Here is an 18994-nt window from a genome sequence, read left to right as displayed (position 1 = left end):
ATTGAACAGTTAGGCACAGAGAATAGCATTAGAGTGGCCAACCAGTTTAGTGATTCTGAAGAAACGACTGAGGTTACCAAAGTTCAAACCATTGTATTTGATAATGATGTGGTATGGGATACGACTATCATTAAAGAGCAATCTGTCATTGGTACTAACACTGATGAGACTATTTATGGCTTTGCTGATGTAGATATTATGGAAGGCGGACTTGGCGATGACACTCTATACGGCCAAAATGGCGATGACACTTTAGATGGTGGCGAAGGCAATGATCAATTAGATGGTGGTGCTGGTGCAGATACTATGATCGGTGGTTTAGGAGATGATACTTACTACCTTGATACTTCTGAGGATAAGGTTATTGAAGGTGTGGGTGCTGGTAGCGATAGTGTTATTGCAACCTATGATTATATCTTAATAGACGAAAACCTTGAGAACGCTGAAATTACTGGTGAAGCAATATCTGTTACAGGTAACCGTCAGAATAATACGCTAGTAGGTAATGCGAATAATAATATTTTGGATGGTAATATCGGCCAAGATGTCATGATAGGCAAGGGAGGAGATGATACTTATTACATTGATAACGTTCAAGATAAAGTGACTGAGATTGCTGATGAAGGTAATGACTCTATTATCTCTACAGTTAATTATGAGCTTTCTGACAGTGTTAGTATCGAGAATCTAACCATAACAGGGGAAGCCATATCATTAGCTGGTAATGAGTTAGGTAATTCTCTGTATGGTAATGAATTAGACAATACTTTATTTGGTAAAGCTGGTCACGATATATTGGATGGTGGTTTAGGTATCGATACTACAATAGGTGGTATTGGTAACGACATTTACTATATTGATAATACTGATGATATCGTCGTTGAAAACATTCAAGAAGGATACGATTCAGTTTTAGCTTCTGCTGACTATACATTAAGTGCTAATGTTGAAGGACTAACTCTTGTTGGCTATGCTATTTCAGCTATCGGTAATGAAGAAGACAATAATATTCAAGGTAATGAGCTGAACAACTACCTTGATGGTAAATTAGGTGCCGATATCATGTCAGGGGGAGCTGGTGACGATTATTATGTTGTTGATAAATACGATACTTTGGATACAAATACTGGCAGTATAAATATACTGTACGAAGGAGACCAAGTTGTAGAAGGTCAATTAAGATACGGTTATGTTCAAGGTGACACAGGCGGTAATGATACCGTAGAGCAATGGGATGATCATCGATTTTATCGCCAAGATGACATGGGCAACTGGTCAAATACTGGTAGCTACCATCATCTACAAAATAACATCGAAAACCTCATTCTAAAAGGTGATGCCAAAACAGCGTTCGGCAACGAGCTTGATAATGTTATTACGCTTAACGAACAGAGTAACTTCGTGAATGGTTTAGGCGGTAATGACACCATTATTTATCAAAAAGGTGGTGGTCAAGACACTATCAGTGTGACTGATAATGTAGAAGCAATTGATACCTTGGTCATTCAAGGTTACTCTCAACAGCAATCGTCGTTCACACGAGAGCAAGACAGCTTAATGATTCGCTTTGCCGGTAGTGATGAACATATTTGGATTGCAGATTACTTTAAAGCTGCTGAAACTGCAGTATCAGATGAAGTAATAGAAAGCGATGAAGTGGTTTTCGATGATTCACTATCCGGCGATTCACTTATTGATGATGTGCCCGTTGATAGCGTACCGATGCCAATCATTGACAACAAAATCGATCGCATCATTTTTGATAACAACGGAGAGGAAGTTGTCCTTACTCAACAGGACATTGATGCCGCTATCATAGACCGAGCAGACAATAATGCACCTACTGTTAATAAGTATCCGCAAGCTATTACCATCAATGATGACGACAGTCTAAACGTCCAATTTGATGCAGACACCATCGTCGATCAAGATGCGTGGGATAGTATTCTAAGCTATCGTATTACCCTTGCAGATCAAAATACTGATGGCAGTTACCAAGATATCCCTGACTGGTTAAGCTTTGATGCTGACACTCTCACACTTACTGGCGATCCAACTGTTGATAGCATCGGTAACTACTCATTTATACTCTGGGCAGGCGATCTCTTTGGCACTAGCGCAGGTGCTTATCTCACTCTTACCATTAACTCAAGCCAACCCGTGGATACCCCAGTAGAAACAACGCCTGATAATATCGTAGAAGGTACAGACAGTAGCGAACAGCTTTCAGGAACGACTGGTGATGACCTTATCAATGGCTATTTAGGTGATGACCAGCTGTTTGGGTTTACTGGTAATGATACCTTAAACGGCGGTGCAGGTGACGACTACCTAGCAGGCGGTAACGGCTCAGGTAGCAACTCAGGTAATGATATTCTCAACGGCGGCGCAGGCAATGACACCTTATCTGGTGAAGACGGTAACGATACCTTATCTGGCGGCGCAGGTAATGACAGCTACATCTACAAAGCCAACCAAGGCATTGATACTATTGACAACAGTGGTGGTGGTAATGACGGCATCTTCTTCCAAGGTATAGATAAGAGTCAACTCAGCTACCATCAAGAAGGAGAAGATCTCATTATCCTAGTCGATGGGGACTTGAATCAGCAAGTTAAAGTCGAAGGACATTTTAGTAGTAATGATCAAGCCATCGACTATATTGTTCCAAGCAGTAATATGGTTATCTCTGCTCAGAGTATCGCCAGTCAATTGACCGCATTACCTGGATCTGGCAGTGGTGATACAGATAATAGTGGCAATGACGACACCACCACACCAACCGATCCTGAAGTACCTACTGATAATACAGATCTATCGGGTGATAATACTATCGTAGACACTGCAGGTAACGACCAGTTGAAAGGTGGCAGAGGTAACGATACGTATATCTACACAGCTGGCATAGATACTATTATTGATACGCATGGTGTAGACGAAATTATCTTTAGTAACGGTATTACTTATAATCAGGTTGGATCAGGGTTGATGAGCTCTGGTAATGATCTCATTTTACGAGTCAATGGTGATGTCAGCAATCAAGTGACTATCAAAGATTACTTTAGCAATGGTGACAGCATTATTGAAACCATCAGTTTTGAGACTGGTGGTAGCATCTCACACGAGCAAATTTTTGGACTGTTTGGTAAAGCGATACCAGAAACCACATCTATTGACGATACAGTACCAAGTACACCTGATAGCCTTGATGCAACTGCTGATATTGTGGGTACAGATGCTAACGATCAGCTTCAAGGTGCAGAAGTTGATAATAGACTTCAGGGATTACTAGGCGACGATCAGTTGGATGGTGGACTGGGTAATGACATCCTCATTGGTGGACTGGGTAATGATCTATTAAAAGGTAGTGAAGGCGACGACCTCTATTACTTCGAAGCAGGATTTGGACAAGATACCATAGACAATACGGGCGGCGGCATTGACAACATCTATTTTGATGGAGTTGGTTTTAACGATATAGCCAGTGGACTCATGCGCAGCAATGACGATCTGATTCTCAAAGTGAGTGGCACTACTGACCAATTAACAATCGCTGATTTCTTTGAAGGAGGAGAGTCAGCAGTCGGTAATATCAGCTTTGCATCAGGCGGCAGTATCAGCGCCGATCAGATATTTGGAGCTTATGGCATCAGTAATCCTAACCCTACTAACGTATCTAGCTCACAACATCAAAGCACGCTGGGCACTATGCTAAATATGATGCAGCAGTTTGAAGAGAATGGTATGAATAATGAGTATGGTGGCGTTATTTAAATCTATTACTCCGCCCTTTTAGCATTCATTCTAAAATAATTTTGAACCTCATAAAAATCCAGATACTGCAAGTATCTGGATTTTTGTTCTATAGCAGTTAATTGACTATATCAATAATTTTGATAGAAAATTGACGATTTAAAAGATTATATGTGTTTCTTAGCATGTTCTAATATCTCATGTTGAATATACTACAATTGAAAAAATATGAATATATAGTATGAGGATTTCAATGAAAGCTGATACCAAGCAATAGATTTAAAGTTAAAATTCGAAACAGAGGTCAAAAAAAGGAATTTAATTTTAATGGTTTTTAAGGGTTGGTCACGTTTGGGTCACCATTTGGCCACCGTTACTTTTTCAAATGATTTAAAGCTGATTGTATAATCATGACTATGAGTCGATGCAAGCAAGAGTTTTCTTCTACAGCCCATATATTACAGACAAAAAAAGCCCCAATCGTGAGATCGGGGCTTTCTAAATTTGGTAGGCATAAGCAGACTCGAACTGCTGACCTCTACCATGTCAAGGTAGGTCGACAAACCTATTTCAAATGATTTAATTCTACATAAACCGTAGATAAAGGGATGTAGCCTATGTTGGTAATTATATATCGGTATTATATTGATGTAAATTAATATTTAACTCGTATTTGGGCACTGCATTTTTATAGTATTTTTACCTCCACTCTACTATCAGATTAGACCAAAATATTGAAAGTGAATCCCTAAATGATAAGTAAGTAGAGCCTTCTCTTGCTTGATATTCAGAGAAAGGTGACAGGAGGACTAGCTGCTACTTTTGAGATTGATACAGAAATGGAGACTATTTAGTCGGTGATAGTATTAGATATCTATAGTTTGAGGACCAAAAAATAGACTATGGTCTAGCCTGTTTTCTACAGTGATGAGAGAATTAGTTACTACAAGATTTAATGATTTGATAGAGAAGGGGATGATGCAAAGATAATCTGAGGCTTCAGGACGTAGTATGAGCTATGAGATAGTGACCCTCTATCGAAATATAATATGAATAAAAGTACTTAATTATGCTCAAAAACCAACTCTCCACTATATTGAGGCTCAAATTTTATTAAAGAATTCAGGTTTATCTTGCATTTAAGTGAATATATATCGATGGATAAGGATGATCCTTTGAATCCCAAACAGCTTTGGCAAACGAGTGATAACGCCAACTATCTTTATGAAAATCGAATATTAAGTCGTAAGTCTCGAAAATAGGTTTTTGTCGACTTCGATTATTTTCCAAAATTGTCACAACTATCGTTTACCCCAATAAGCTTTGTGAGAGGAATACGCTGGAAAAAATACTCACCATATGGACGATCCACAATATCTCCCTGAATACAACCGCAACCAAGGGCTTCGTCCCACCTTTAAGATTCTTCATCATCCCGCCGTACCTCTATACTATTTGAGATGTGTCATTACCTTGATTGGCTAACTAAGGCAACTGAGCTGGTAATTCTCTGGATCTTGTACTCGGTCTCCGTATTTATCTAGGCAACCTCATCCACACAAAAAATCCGCCCACCAAGACCGAAAGGACAGCGTTACCAAAGCCAAGTCATTAATCCGTTAAAGTAAATCTATGCCAGCTATTTTAGCAACGTCTCACCAATTTCCATAAATAACAAAATGAAGTGAAGAGAAAACTGTCTCGTTGCTGACGCTAGTGTTGCCTTTTTTAGAACACAAAACTCTATTCACTGTAGTTCTTCTTAATGTTTGATTGGTTACAATAAAACTGACAAAAGATACAAAAATAAAGGGACAGGTATGAATAAAAATACTTTAGGCATCATCGGATTAGGCCGTATGGGTAACGGTATGGCTCAGTCTTTGCTCCGCGAGGGTTTTAGTGTGTTCGGCACTGACATAGGAGAAGCCCAACGTCAATCTGCCAAGGATATCGGCGTGACTGTTGTTGCAGACATTAAAGCGCTGTGTGCTGAATCTAGTGTCATCATTCTATCTCTGCCTATGGCAAAGCATGTACAAGCAGTTGTTAAAGGCAAAGATGGCATTATTGACTGTGCTCAGCCCAATACCCTGATTATTGATACTTCTACCTCAGAACCAGAGGTGACACGTGCACTATGGGTAGAGCTGAATCAGTTAGGCCATCAGTTATTAGATTGCCCTGTTAGTGGCGGTCCAGCGGGCGCTGAAGCCGGCACTATGGTGATGGTTGTTGGTGGTGAAAGGAGTTCACTTGAACGTGCCAAGTTGTATTTGGATGCGCTAAGCTCAAAAGTGGTCTACATGGGAAAGTCTGGTAACGGACATGCGGCCAAACTGATCAATAATCTACTTTGTGCTGCGCATCTAGTGACCACTGCCGAAGCAGTCGCTTTGGGCACCAAGGCAGGACTTGATCCTGAAGACCTTATTGCTGGTTTGAACGCTGGTTCAGGTCGTAGCGCAATCAGTGAGGTTAACTTCCCTCGTTGGATTCTCAATCAAAGTTTTGATTCCGGTTTTACGATGCAACTGATGCGCAAAGATGTGCGTTTGGCAAAGAATATGATCGGTGAGATGGGATTAGAATTACCTTTGGCCGAACAGGTAGCTGAGATTTGGGCGCAGAGCGAAGAAAACATACCTGATCAGGATGATTTTAACTGCATTATCAAAAATACCAGCTTGGGAGAGTAGATCATGAGTTTTATAGTAGAAGGAAATGGTGAGCAGCAAGTTGAACTATTGCTTAATGAACTGCTAGGTACTTCTGAATTTGGCAGCTGGATTGATGGAGAGCTGGTGACAGGTAAAGGAGACGATATTGAACTGATTAACCCCGCGACCGGCCAGACATTTCTAATTTATCGTGATGCGGGGAAAGATATTGTTGCTGATGCGGCCGCTGCTGCCATTAACGCTCAAAAACTATGGTGGTCAATGACTGCCAGTGTACGAGGTCAGTTAATGTGGAAATGCGGCATGAAAATACGTGAAGCCGCGGAATCTCTGGCACGCCTAGAGTGCATATCTGCAGGTAAGCCTATTCGGGATTGCCGAGTTGAGGTGGCAAAAGTTGCAGAGATGTTTGAATATTATGCTGGCTGGTGTGACAAAATCATGGGACAGGTTATTCCCGTACCAACCACTCACTTGAACTATACCCGTCATGAGCCTTATGGTGTCGTCACTCAAATCACCCCTTGGAACGCACCTATATTTACCGGAGGCTGGCAAATTGCACCGGCCATTTGTGCAGGAAATGCCGTACTACTAAAGCCATCTGAATTAACCCCGCTAAGCTCAACAGTGCTCGTTAAAATTCTTGAGCAAGCAGGTATCCCGCGTGGTTTGGTAAATGTCATTAATGGGCTGGGACACACCACAGGTACTGCCGCGATTGCTAATCCGGCAACCAAAAAAGTAGTTTTTGTAGGTTCGCCACAGACCGGTGCTCTCATTGCTTCGGCAGCTGCGCAACGTGTCATTCCTTGCGTATTGGAGCTAGGTGGCAAGTCAGCCAATATAATTTTCCCTGATGCTGATCTTGATCGTGCGGTAGTGGGTGCGCAAGCTGCCGTGTTTTCTGCTGCTGGACAGAGCTGTGTATCGGGTGCTCGATTATTGGTTCATCGAAATGTCTATCAAGAAGTCGTGGATCGGGTTGCTTCAGCAGCCAGTAGGTTGCCCGTAGGCTTGCCATGGCAGGAAGGCACGATGGTGGGACCGATCAATAATCAAAAACAGTTCAACCACGTACACTCATTAGTGTCCGACGGTATTGCTGAAGGTGCGATTGTTGCCGCAGGTGGAAAACCAAGTGAAATTTTTGGCGGTGAAAATGGTTATTTTTATCAGCCAACTGTATTGGCCAACGTGAAAAATAATATGCGAGTTGCACAGGAAGAGATTTTTGGACCTGTTGTTTCTGTCATTTCATTTGATGATGAAGAAGAAGCGGTAGCGTTAGCAAACGACAGTCGGTTTGGTTTAGCGGGCGCGGTTTGGACGGCTGATGTCGGCCGTGCGCATCGGATGGCCGCTCAAGTAAATGCGGGCACGTTCTGGGTGAACAGTTATAAGGCAATCAATGTAATGTCGCCGTTTGGTGGCTTTGGTGAGAGCGGCTATGGACGATCTAGTGGCTACGAAGGTTTACTCGAATATACACAGACGAAGAGTGTGTGGGTGGAAACGGCTAAGGATTCGGCTATCCAGTTTGGTTATTCAATCCAATAGTATATTTGGTTAATGGCGTTTTAAGGTCAGGCATTAGGCTTTCTTAAACAGATTACTCAAAATTATTTTTCCGGTGTTTCTATGTCTAGGCAACCAATTTCGGAATGGGCAATTTAGCTTTCAAGTTTCAGATTTTATTGTTTTCCGTTTGGAAATATAACAAAGATTCAATCGATATATCACCGTGTTACCTGTCTATATTAAAGGAGAAAATAGATGTTAATTAACGAAACCCTAATAGGTGAAGTAAAGCAGTGGCGTCAGCAGATTCATAGTCAACCAGAGCTTGGTTTTAAAGAATTCAAGACATCATCATTTATTGTTGATAAGTTAAAATCCTTTGGAATTGAGGTGCATCAAGGATTGGGTGGTACAGGGGTTGTCGGTATCCTAAAGAATGGCTCAGGCCCTGCTATTGGCATACGAGCTGATATTGATGCGCTACCAATAAAAGAGCAAAACGATATTGATTATAAATCCACTCACGAGAACTGTATGCATGCCTGTGGTCATGATGGTCACACGTCAGTTTTGCTTGGTACGGCAAAGCATCTTAGCCAGCATAAAGATTTTAACGGTACCATTTATTTTATCTTTCAACCTGCTGAAGAGGTCTTGGGCGGTGCAAAGGCCATGATTGACGATGGGTTGTTTGACAAGTTTCCTATGGACGCCGTCTACGGGTTACATAACTGGCCAGGCCTACCTGTGGGAGAGATTGCAGTCAATAACGGACCTATGATGGCGTCTTTTGATACTTTTGAGATTACTTTGACTGGTAAAGGGACTCATGCAGCCATGCCACATTTAGGGGCTGATCCTATAGCAGCAGGAGCGGCATTGATTACTAATATTCAGTCTATTGTCTCTCGTCGAATATCTCCTCTCAAATCAGGCGTTATTAGCGTCACGCAGATGAATAGTGGTGATACGACCAATGTTATCCCTGATTACGCCATTCTAAAAGGAACCGTTCGTAGCTTTGATATGGACGTACGACAGTCCATGCAGGATATGCTGACAGAAATGGTTACAACATTGCCGCCTTTATATGGTGTCACAGGAGAGATGGATTACCATATTCGCTATCCAGTTACCACTAATGACAGCCAAGCCTATCTTGAAATCAAAGAGGCTGCTACTAAAGTGCTGGGTGCGGATAAAGTAAATACTGATGTGGAGCCATCAATGGCTTCTGAGGATTTTTCATTTATGAGTCAAGTCGTCAAGGGCGCTTATTTTTGGTTAGGTGTTGATGGTAATAGCCCCTCCAAACCACTACACAATGCGGCTTATGATTTTAATGATGATGCTATTGAGACAGGAATCAAAGTATGGGTCTCTTTAGTTGAGTCTCAGTTACCAAAAATTTCTGCATAAACCAAATCATCAAAAAACGTAGGAATCATCAAATGCAAAAGGAACTGCTATGAATAATACCACTATACTATCAAGTACAATGACGAAGCACTTATTTGATTGGAAGCTGCATTTACTAGTGATTATTACATCGCTATTTGCAGAATGGATAGGGATCATTAAGATACCTATTGGTATTGGTACACTAGTCTTACTGCCTTTACTATACGCATTCATATTTACACTACTGTTGAACCCCAACGTTATACCTTCAATGAAAGCGGTAATTTCCAAGGATAGAGCAAAATTTGCAAGCTACGCCGTCCTTTTAAGTATCATGCCCTTCATTGCAAAATTTGGTGTTGGTGTCGGTCCTAAAGTTGAAGAAATCATAGCCGCAGGTCCCGCCCTTTTACTACAAGAATTGGGCAATGTAATGACTGCTCTTATCGCCTTACCCGTTGCGGTATTGGTATTTGGAATGGGGAGGGAGGCTATTGGTGCCACTCACTCAATTGCACGTGAACCTAATATTGCGCTCATTGCTGACAAGTATGGACTGCAGAGCGCCGAAGGTATCGGCGTAATGGGTGTCTATGTAATGGGTACCTTGTTTGGCGCGATTTACTTCTCATTAATGGCGGGTATCATTGCTTCTATGGATATCATGGATATTCGAGCGCTCGCTATGGCTTGTGGTATTGGTAGTGGTAGTATGATGGGTGCCTGTTCAGCAGCGCTCGCAGAAACGGTACCTGCTCAAGCGGAAACTATTACTGCGTTTGCAGCGACCTCTAATTTATTAACTTACGCCACAGGGCTATTCGTGAGTTTGTTTGTTGCCCTGCCATTCACAGAGTTTTTATATAAAGTTATTAACAAATTTAAGAAGAATAATGATATCAGTACTGCCACACAAACAGATTTTGGTTTAAAGGTACCAGAGCAATCTATTTTATCAGTAAAGCAGTCTTTATCCCTATTAGCGGTTATCTGTATCGTTCTATTACTAAGCAATTGGGTGGGACAAGGCGTTGATCCAATCTCTGCTCTACCTGCCATGTTAATTCTGTTCGCGTGTTGTATCGTTGGCGTTTTATTAAAAGAAGTCATTCCTGTCAATGTCCCTGCTATTGCTTGGATATCAATTGTGGCCATTTTGATATCTTTGCCACAGTTTCCACTGAGCGAGTATGTCTTAGTAGAAACAGAAAAGCTTGGCGTATTACAACTCATTACGCCTGTGCTTGCCTATGCAGGGTTTGCAATCTCTCAGATGGAGGTGACTTTGTTTAAAAAATCTGGATTTAAAATCGCAGTGGTTGCGCTGCTTACTTTTACAGGCACTTTCTTGGGTTCTGCCATGATAGCCCAGGCTATGCTGTAAAAGGCGCTAAGCCATTCAGTTCGATGTTAATAGCTATTTCAAAACAGCGTCCAGCAACTCAACGTTGCTGGTGCGTAGCCCGCTTACAAAGCCTTCATCCATGACTTCATATGCTGTAGTAATTCATGAGGGCCTTGGGATAGATGACGACCCAATCGAGTGACGATATGAGCTTCACCGCTTGACAGTAGCGTATTGTCTATAGGGATTGCTATCAAATGTCCGTCTTTCACTTCTTTGGACACTACAAAATACGGTAGAAAGGTAAATCCCATATTTGAGCGAGCAAAGTTCTTTAGCACAGTAAATGAGTCAGTGGTTAGGATAGGGTCAAATCGAATTTTTTGTTGAAATTCGGCCATCGCTAGTAACTGACGCACGCCAAAACGACTTTCAGCCAACCCCACTGGATATTCCAAAAGCTCCTTTAACTGCATAGGTTTACTTCGATCGGCCAATGGGTGGTCGGGCGAAACAATAATATACATTGGCTGACAACTGATAACCTGTGATCGGATGCGCGGATGACTGCTGGGATGGAATACTAGCCCGATGTGCGCTTCATCCTCCTCAACCTGACGAATCACCTCGTTTGATCCACCAGTACTGATCGAAAGTGTTAGCGCCGGATATAGACAGGCAAACTCAGATAATGGGCCAAGCATCAAATCCCCAACAAAACCATCACCCATTGCTAACTTTATATGACCCCGCTGTAATCCCAACAACGACTGTAATTTGGAAACACAAGTTTCTTCAGCGGATACTGATTCCCGATAAAACTGTAAGAGAATACTACCAGCTTCTGTGGGTGTTACTCCTTTTCGGTGCCGTTCAATAAGAATGCATGCTAATTCTTTTTCTAACAGAGATATCTGCCGGCTGATGGCCGAGGGAGCAATATCCAGCTTATCTGCTGCAGCCCGGATCGTACCCATAGTCACAGCCTCATAAAGATAGGATAATCGCTTTCCATTAATCTCTTTCATTGCTTCCTCTTGCTCTGTTTTTGGTTTCATTGAATAAGTGCAGCACTTTGACCCATGATGGAGCAATAAAATCCAGTGTCGGTATATTATTTAGTTGGTTCTGCAGAAGTGCCCGTGGTGTATCAAAAAGTATACCTTAATAAAAACAAACAGTGGCCTAGACGTTTAATGTCTGCATAGCGCATCAAGCCTATTCCGATAACATAGCTTTAGGCAATTAATCAGCTGGTATTGGTATTACGTGAATCTTCATTAGCACCGGTGATGACTGATTATAATAACGAACAGTGCGAAAAAATAGTTAAAGGAATCCTTGGTTATCATAAAGAGCAGGGTGCTTGGTTGGGATTGGCAAGATTTTCAGGGCATATGACATGTGGTGGTCAAATAATTTGGATACAAGGCAGCCAAGTGAAAGTGCTACAAACAGTAGACTAAGAGAGACTGACACCGTATCCAGTTTAGGTGAAGTGAAGCAGTGGCGTAAGCAGATTCATAGTTAACCAGAGCTTGGTTTTAAAGAGTTCAAGACCTCATCATTTATTGTTGATAAGTTAAAAGCCTTTGGAATTGAGGTGCATCAAGGATTGGGTGGTACAGGGGTTGTCGGTATCCTAAAGAACAGCTGAGGTCCTACTATTGGAATACGAGCTGATATTGATGCGCTACCAATAAAAGAGCAAAACGATATTGATTATAAATCCACTCATGAAAACTGTATGCATGCCTGTGGTCATGATGGTCACACGTCAGTGCTGCTTGGTACGGCAAAGCATCTTAGCCAGCATAAAGAATTTAACGGCACTATTTATTTTATCTTTCAACCTGCTGAAGAGGTCTTAGGTGGTGCAAAGACCATGATTGACGATGGACTGTTTGATAAGTTCCCTATGGATGCTGTCTACGGGCTACATAACTGGCCAGGCCTACCTGTGGGAGAGATTGCGGTCAATAACGGAACTATAAGGCACTCATGCAGCCATGCCACATTTAGGGGCTGATCCTATAGCAGCAGGAGCGGCATTGACCACAACAATCACTCTATTAGTTCAAAATCCAGAATTTCGAATTCACGGCCATTGACGATAAGTGATACCTGATGTGCACCAGAGTATAACTTGCGGGTTGTTACCACTTTAAAACTCTGCTTCCTCGTTACCGAATATATTTCATCGGGCCTAATATTCCGCTCGCTGATTTTAAACACTTTACGCGATAAATTTCCGTTGTTTTTCTGATAGTAAATACCATATTCCAGCCTTAGCTTTTTACTTAATGAACTCCTGTTTTGAATTGAAAAGGTAAATTCAAGTTCAGAGCCAATCACAATGACAGGTTGTTTTAGGCAGAACTCTGATATGTTGATATCACGGCTATCAAATCCAAAAAGTTCGAGCACATCTGGATTTCCTTTTTTTAGTAACGTTCGGCAAGCGTGTTTAATGAGTTTGTCTGTGTTTTTACTTTTTCCATAGTGCTCCCGAGCAAAGCGAATAACAAAGTCAGGATTATCTTTGGCGATGTCGTTAATACTATTAGCCACACTGCGCCTGACAAGTTCACACTCATCTTCTTTTAGCTGGTCAAAAATAGTTAACAACGGAGCCGGCTCTTTCTTCAGTGAAGTTAATGCGATTCCCCACGGCAATCTTGGTCGGGAACCTTCACTGGCGAGTCGACGCACTCTATTATTCTTATGGGTAGTCCACAATATCATCTGTTCTAACATTTGCTGTTCATACTTTACGATAAAGGGTCTTACTGCGAACTCGCATGTGATAAATGGCGTGATCACTTCAAAGGCAGAAACAGCACTCCTATACTCATTAATCCCATATCGCTCGATGTATTCTGGTAAGAACAGATATTCTAAACTATCTGCTTTAACACCCAGGTCTTCAAAGTGCTTAACCAAAGTTAGAATAAGTTTAGCTGCTTGTTCGAACTGTTCTGGCATGAACTGATGTAGAACTGTTGTAGTATGAGAAACCCGTTGCTTGAATTCATAACCATCAAACTGCTCACAAAAAATCAGTGCTGTAAATTTTTGTGTATCAAAATCAGAAAGAATTTCATTGCAGGCTTGAGCAAAAAAATCATAGAATTTTTTTGAATAAAGCTCTTTAAACAGCGCACTCATCATATGGCCTTTATATTAACGTCAATAATACATTTTAATGCACTCTGTAATCTTTCTTTTAACTGTTTTGGGTAGACTTCAATCAGCGAAACTGAGTCACATTTCTGAAAATGACAGAATGGTATAATCGCGTCTACAAATGCTTTAATGACAAGCTCTTGATCAAACTTATGTTGTTCAAAATATAATGACTTAATTTCTAAATGAGACGTTTTTCGATGCACTTTACAATCCATCCGACCAATAAATTCACCGCGATAAAGTAGCGGTAAGCAAAAGTAACCATACTGTCGTTTCGCTGCAGGAACATAACATTCTAGTTGATAGTTATATTGAAAAAGTACGTTAAGCCGATCGCGTTGAATGACACTATTATCGAATGGCGAAAGGATCAACATTCGGTTATTCAGACGGGGAAGGGGCCGTTCAATCGCCTCGGTTTCCACTAACAATATTTCACCCGTACTCATTTGCACTTGTTGTAAAATATTCTGCACTAATCTTTCATTTACCAAGCTTTTCACTGCATTGCGCAGTTCGCTATTTTGACGTAAATAAGTCAAGCCTTTAAGTGAGGTAACCCCCAAGCAGCGGAACTGTTGATCGACAATGTGCGTGGCCAACTCATCCATACTGGGCATTTTTAAGTTTACCTCAGAAGGTAATACCCGTTCAGTTAGTTCATACGTTTTTTGGAAACCTTCTCGGTTACTAACCATCAAGTCACCTTCCATATACAACTGTTCAAGTGCCTTTTTCGCAGGTTTCCAATCCCACCAACCTGCACGCTTTGTAGCATTCGACTCTAAATCTCGAGATCGCAACGGACCGTCGATACGTATGCGTGTTAATAATTCTTGCATCAGCTTGCTATCACGCTCTTTATGCCAATGAATTTGGCCATTTTTAATCGCGTGTTTATAAGGTAATGAGAAGCGAAAATCTTTAATCGGTAAAAAAGCTGCAGCGTGAGACCAGTACTCAAAAATGTCTTTATTGAGTAATAACTGATTGGTCATAGCGGGTTTGAAATTAGGTACTCTAGAATGAAGAATATGATGATGAGCACGCTCTACCACCGAAATAGCATCAATCTGTACGTAACCCATATGGTTAATCGCATTACACGCCCCTGCCAAACCACTGCCATAAGCTTGTGCCTGTAGCAAACCTTGTGCTGATAGGGCAAGGCGACGTAAACGCGCTAGCTCTTGAGGATGTTTAATTTTAATCATATTGGCCTAAACGATAGTTAACGAATATCTGCGCAAATCTAAATCTGTTTTAAGGGGTTTGGTTTAAACCGAGCTCTTTTTGTTTTTTCTTTGTCAGGCCTAATGAAACAAGCCGGTAAGACGCTTTAAGGTAATATGATAAGTCGTTATCAGTATCATCGTTGCTTTCGTAGTGTTGTATCCATTTCATTCCACGAGAAGCAAAATATGGTGCAGGCTTATAGCCAGGTATTTCACTGAGAAAATGAAAGTTAAGTTCAGAGGCTTTAAAAATAAATGCTGGGTTGTCATCTTTTCCCAATCCTCCTCCCAATCCGCCGATAGCAAAAACCTTACCACCGACTTTCCACACATGAGAATTATGCCATTGCATTACATAGGTAGTCGTTGGTAATGCGCGGCAGAAATCATTAAATTCTTTGTAGTTCATCTTGTCGATCTTCGTTTGTATAATCTATTGGCTATAGAGCCCATAATATGGAGTTATAAAGATATGAGCGCGCTTTATATTTTAGCGATAACGCGCATATAACCTACTGGCTAAAAATGCGCCAATGAGCATTTCAAACCATGCGATTGGGACCAAAGTAACTGCCATTTCCCACGTTCCTAATCCTGAGTTTACAGAGCCTATCCAAAATCCCCCCAGCGTTGCCATGCAAGTAACAGTGGCTGATATAACAATCGTTTTTACATTGTGACCAAAGCTTTGAGCGCACAACCAGTAAATAAATACCAAGGTACTCGCCAGTATGGTATCCCATATTCCCCATATCAATGCATTACTGACAGCCATTGGCCCAACGACTAACTTTCCGGCATAGAAGGCCTCCATCATAGGAAACGCGACTAAAATAGCTCTTGCTACCTCGGCAACGTGGATCCAAATACTCGTTAGTAACATAACGACAATGAATTGTTTAAATTTGAATGTGTTATTCATAAATATCGTGTCTATTCTGATTTTTTATGGCTAATTAAAAAATAGATTCTGTAATGCATGCAACAATCTAAATTATTGAATTAAGAGTAACCAAAAATAGAATTCAAAGTATGATCAAGGACTGACTTTAACTCATCTTTTGTCTGACCTGCTTTTGCTTGAACAGCCAGCCCATAACTTACTGATAAAAGATAGTTAGTCAGTTTTTGAGCTGTTTGGCCTTGGGGCATATCCGTCTTCGCTATGCCAGACGCGAATAAACCTGTCAATATTTGCTGAGTTTCTGTTCCTAATTTCTTCATATAAACAACCGCATCTTCTGGAAACGCAACACTATCTGATTCATTAAGACTCTTTACAAGCAAACATCCACGAGGCGTTTCATCGCTGGTGAATAGCTCAATAAGTCCATAGAAACAAGCTTGTAACCGCTCCTTTAATCTTGCATTTGATGGCTCTACTAGGTGTCTGTAGTTAACTTCTACATATTGTTTTTGATAATGTGCCAAAGCATCTTTGAACAATTGCTCTTTATTGACAAACGTTCCGTACAAACTCGACGTATTAATGCCAAGTTCAGAAGAAAGATTAGCAACAGAAGTACCCGAGTACCCATTGGCCCAAAATAACCGCATCGCTTTATCTAAAACGACTTCTTTATCAAACGCTCTTTTTCGTCCTGCTTTCACTCTGTGGCCCTTAAAAATAATATTAATTAATTCCATTGTGAAGCGATCACTTCATAAAAATAAAATAAGTGAACTGAAAATGTTTAAAAAATTCGTACAAATTACGGCGCTATTCAACTTTCCAATCGCACTAGGCATGATTATTTCAGCGCTTATGGCACCTCAAGCAGACACGTTAATTATCACGGTGGTATTGGGCGTATCTTTTATGCTTATGGGCGCTGCGTTACTTTGGGCTACTTCAGACATTAAAATCCGTGCCCCTCTTATTGTTTGGAACGGATTGGTAAGAATGGTCGGCTTTATCATTGTTACATATGCCGCTTCATTAGGCTTGGCTCCAAAGGTATTTATCTTTATTTCAGTCATGGATCTTATTACCGCCTTTGTTTACATCATTGGCAGTATGCGCGTATCTGGACTGTCTTTTAAATCGCTATTTTTAGGCAAAACCCAGTAACTTTAGCATTGATAACATTAACTTAAGCAAACTTAAATCAGCTACTTTCAGGAAAATATTATGACGATTAAAGCACTAAGAACACCAGAAGAAAGATTCTCTGTATTACCGGCTTTTCCTTACCAACCTAACTACATTGATGATTTAGCTGGTTTTGAGTCTTTACGCATGGCCTACATCGACGAGGGTGATTCCTCATCTGAAAACACTTTTTTATGTTTACACGGTGAGCCTTCATGGAGCTACTTATATAGAAAAATGCTTCCTATATTTACGGGCGCTGGTCATCGTGTTGTTGCGCCTGATTTGTTTGGCTTTGGTCGTTCAGATAAACCCGTTGATGAATCGGTCTATACCTTTGATTTTCACCGTGACAGTTTAATGCAATTGATTGAACGCCTTGATCTGAAAAACATTACGCTGGTCTGTCAAGATTGGGGCGGAATTCTAGGGTTAACAATCCCAATGGATATGCAAGATCGATTCAAAAATTTGATTGTTATGAACACGGCAATAGCGGTGGGTGAAACCGCTTCTGAAGGGTTTTATCAGTGGCGAGATATGTGCGCCAATGTGCCCGAAATTCCAGTAGGTGGTTTATTTGCATGTGACGCAGGGCCAGCCGTATCTGTGATGGATGTTGTTGCTTATGACGCGCCATTTCCAGATAACAGCTATAAAGCAGGCGTAAGACGCTTTCCTGCCATGGTGCCTGTAGAGCCAACAATGGATGGTGTTGAACTTGGAAAACGCTCAAGAGAGTTTTGGTCAAAAGAGTGGAACGGTCAAAGCTTCATGGCTATTGGCATGAAAGATACGGCATTAGGCGAAGGCCCGATGGAGTACTTAAGAAGCTTTATTAAAGGCTGCCCTGAGCCCTTAAAAATTGCAGAAGCAGGACACTTTGTTCAAGAATACGGTGTTGAAATTGCAGAGAAAGCGCTTGTTCACTTTGAAATGAATAATAAATAGGCTATATCCAATGAATACAAATATTGAAAATAAAGTGATTGTTATAACGGGTGCAAGCAGTGGTTTAGGTGAAGCAACTGCGCGTTTTTTGGCTCAAAAAGGCGCTAAAGTCGTATTGGGTGCGCGTCGTAGTGAAAAACTAGCAGCTATCGTAAATGATATTCGTGCTCAAGGTGGCGAAGCTGAATATGTCACGATGGATGTCACCAAATCCGATCAGGTTAAAATGCTTGTCGACAAGGCAATTGAGACTTTTGGGCGCTTAGATGTGATGATCAATAATGCCGGCTTGATGTCGATTGCTCCGATGGCTGAGGTTAAGATTGATGAATGGGATCGCATGGTCGACATTAATATCAAAGGAGTACTTTACGGTATCGCCGCTGCACTTCCCGTGTTTACCAAACAAAATAGTGGTCACTTTATTAATCTCGCTTCCGTTGCTGCACATAAAGTTTCACCGGGTTCGGCTGTCTATAGCGGTACAAAATTTGCGGTTAAAGCGATAACAGAAGGATTGAGAGCGGAAGTGGGTGGCAATATACGTACAACGCTATTATCACCCGGCTTAATTGATTCTGAATTAAAATTCGGTAGTTCGGATGAAGCCACCTCTCAATTTGTTAAAGATATTTATAAAGACGCCATTCCAGCGTTATCTATTGCCAAAGCTGTCGCCTATGCGATTGAACAACCAGATGATGTCGATATTAACGAAATTATTATCAGACCAACTATTCAAGACTTCTAATCTAATGTGAGTTGATCCTGCCTTTTTTGTATTTTGTTTGGCAGGTCAACGTGAAACAGTTGCTTTAAAAGGTAT

At 41.2% G+C, this 18994-nt stretch carries 16 protein-coding genes; 10 read left to right on the top strand and 6 right to left on the bottom strand.

Features of this window, described 5'->3' with window-relative positions; all coding sequences use genetic code 11:
• From AAEY75_RS13060 to AAEY75_RS13040, 5 genes are all read left to right on the top strand, one after another.
• On the top strand, positions 1-3774 hold a 3774-nt coding region (locus AAEY75_RS13060; RefSeq protein ID WP_352259780.1), incomplete at its 5' end, for a calcium-binding protein.
• Positions 3775-5522: 1748 nt separating this feature from the next.
• Positions 5523-6452: an NAD(P)-dependent oxidoreductase gene (locus tag AAEY75_RS13055; RefSeq protein WP_281269563.1), complete on the top strand. Its 930-nt coding sequence runs from the start codon at positions 5523-5525 to the stop codon at positions 6450-6452.
• Between the two features lie 3 nt (positions 6453-6455).
• On the top strand, positions 6456-7994 hold the full coding sequence (locus AAEY75_RS13050; RefSeq protein WP_352259779.1) for an aldehyde dehydrogenase family protein: 1539 nt from the start codon (positions 6456-6458) through the stop codon (positions 7992-7994).
• 216 nt (positions 7995-8210) lie between these two features.
• Positions 8211-9374, top strand: coding sequence for a M20 aminoacylase family protein (locus AAEY75_RS13045; protein ID WP_110924250.1), 1164 nt, complete (start codon positions 8211-8213; stop codon positions 9372-9374).
• A gap of 49 nt (positions 9375-9423) precedes the next feature.
• On the top strand, positions 9424-10740 hold the full coding sequence (locus AAEY75_RS13040; RefSeq protein WP_110924249.1) for a DUF3100 domain-containing protein: 1317 nt from the start codon (positions 9424-9426) through the stop codon (positions 10738-10740).
• An 83-nt stretch (positions 10741-10823) separates the two neighbouring features.
• Here the strand turns inward: AAEY75_RS13040 and AAEY75_RS13035 are convergent, their stop codons facing one another.
• Entirely contained in the window at positions 10824-11729 is a 906-nt protein-coding gene (locus AAEY75_RS13035) for a LysR family transcriptional regulator (RefSeq protein WP_110924306.1), read from the bottom strand.
• 264 nt (positions 11730-11993) lie between these two features.
• Here AAEY75_RS13035 and AAEY75_RS13030 point away from each other — a divergent pair, with 264 nt between their 5' ends.
• Entirely contained in the window at positions 11994-12167 is a 174-nt protein-coding gene (locus AAEY75_RS13030; protein ID WP_352259778.1) for a hypothetical protein, read from the top strand.
• A 200-nt stretch (positions 12168-12367) separates the two neighbouring features.
• Positions 12368-12730 carry a M20/M25/M40 family metallo-hydrolase gene (locus tag AAEY75_RS13025; protein WP_352259784.1) on the top strand — a complete coding sequence of 121 codons (363 nt, stop codon included), beginning with the start codon at positions 12368-12370 and terminating at the stop codon, positions 12728-12730.
• A 35-nt stretch (positions 12731-12765) separates the two neighbouring features.
• Here AAEY75_RS13025 and AAEY75_RS13020 read toward each other — a convergent pair whose 3' ends face one another.
• The 5 genes from AAEY75_RS13020 to AAEY75_RS13000 all read right to left on the bottom strand — a co-directional run bounded on the left by AAEY75_RS13020 (position 12766) and on the right by AAEY75_RS13000 (position 16772).
• Positions 12766-13872: a DNA alkylation repair protein gene (locus tag AAEY75_RS13020; RefSeq protein WP_352259777.1), complete on the bottom strand. Its 1107-nt coding sequence runs from the start codon at positions 13870-13872 to the stop codon at positions 12766-12768.
• Positions 13869-15104 (bottom strand): winged helix-turn-helix domain-containing protein, encoded by a 1236-nt coding sequence (locus AAEY75_RS13015; protein ID WP_352259776.1) that lies wholly within the window; start codon positions 15102-15104, stop codon positions 13869-13871. Before AAEY75_RS13015 ends, AAEY75_RS13020 begins: the two co-directional genes overlap by 4 nt.
• 49 nt (positions 15105-15153) lie before the next feature.
• Positions 15154-15534: an MmcQ/YjbR family DNA-binding protein gene (locus tag AAEY75_RS13010; RefSeq protein WP_352259775.1), complete on the bottom strand. Its 381-nt coding sequence runs from the start codon at positions 15532-15534 to the stop codon at positions 15154-15156.
• Between the two features lie 81 nt (positions 15535-15615).
• Positions 15616-15942, bottom strand: coding sequence for a hypothetical protein (locus tag AAEY75_RS13005; protein ID WP_352259774.1), 327 nt, complete (start codon positions 15940-15942; stop codon positions 15616-15618).
• 185 nt (positions 15943-16127) lie between these two features.
• Positions 16128-16772 (bottom strand): TetR/AcrR family transcriptional regulator, encoded by a 645-nt coding sequence (locus AAEY75_RS13000; protein WP_352259773.1) that lies wholly within the window; start codon positions 16770-16772, stop codon positions 16128-16130.
• Between the two features lie 43 nt (positions 16773-16815).
• Between AAEY75_RS13000 and AAEY75_RS12995 the strand changes: the two genes are divergently transcribed.
• The 3 genes from AAEY75_RS12995 to AAEY75_RS12985 are packed head-to-tail and all read left to right on the top strand — an operon-like array spanning position 16816 to position 18919.
• Positions 16816-17196 (top strand): hypothetical protein, encoded by a 381-nt coding sequence (locus AAEY75_RS12995; protein ID WP_352259772.1) that lies wholly within the window; start codon positions 16816-16818, stop codon positions 17194-17196.
• Between the two features lie 60 nt (positions 17197-17256).
• A complete protein-coding gene (locus tag AAEY75_RS12990) occupies positions 17257-18168 on the top strand; it encodes a haloalkane dehalogenase (protein ID WP_352259771.1) in 912 nt (303 codons plus the stop codon).
• Positions 18169-18178: 10 nt separating this feature from the next.
• On the top strand, positions 18179-18919 hold the full coding sequence (locus tag AAEY75_RS12985) for an SDR family oxidoreductase (RefSeq protein ID WP_352259770.1): 741 nt from the start codon (positions 18179-18181) through the stop codon (positions 18917-18919).
• The last annotated feature ends 75 nt before the right edge of the window (positions 18920-18994 follow it).

The sequence above is a fragment of the Psychrobacter sp. TB55-MNA-CIBAN-0194 genome (assembly GCF_040309505.1).
Lineage (GTDB): Bacteria > Pseudomonadota > Gammaproteobacteria > Pseudomonadales > Moraxellaceae > Psychrobacter > Psychrobacter fozii.
This window is presented reverse-complemented; position numbering and strand designations above follow the sequence as displayed.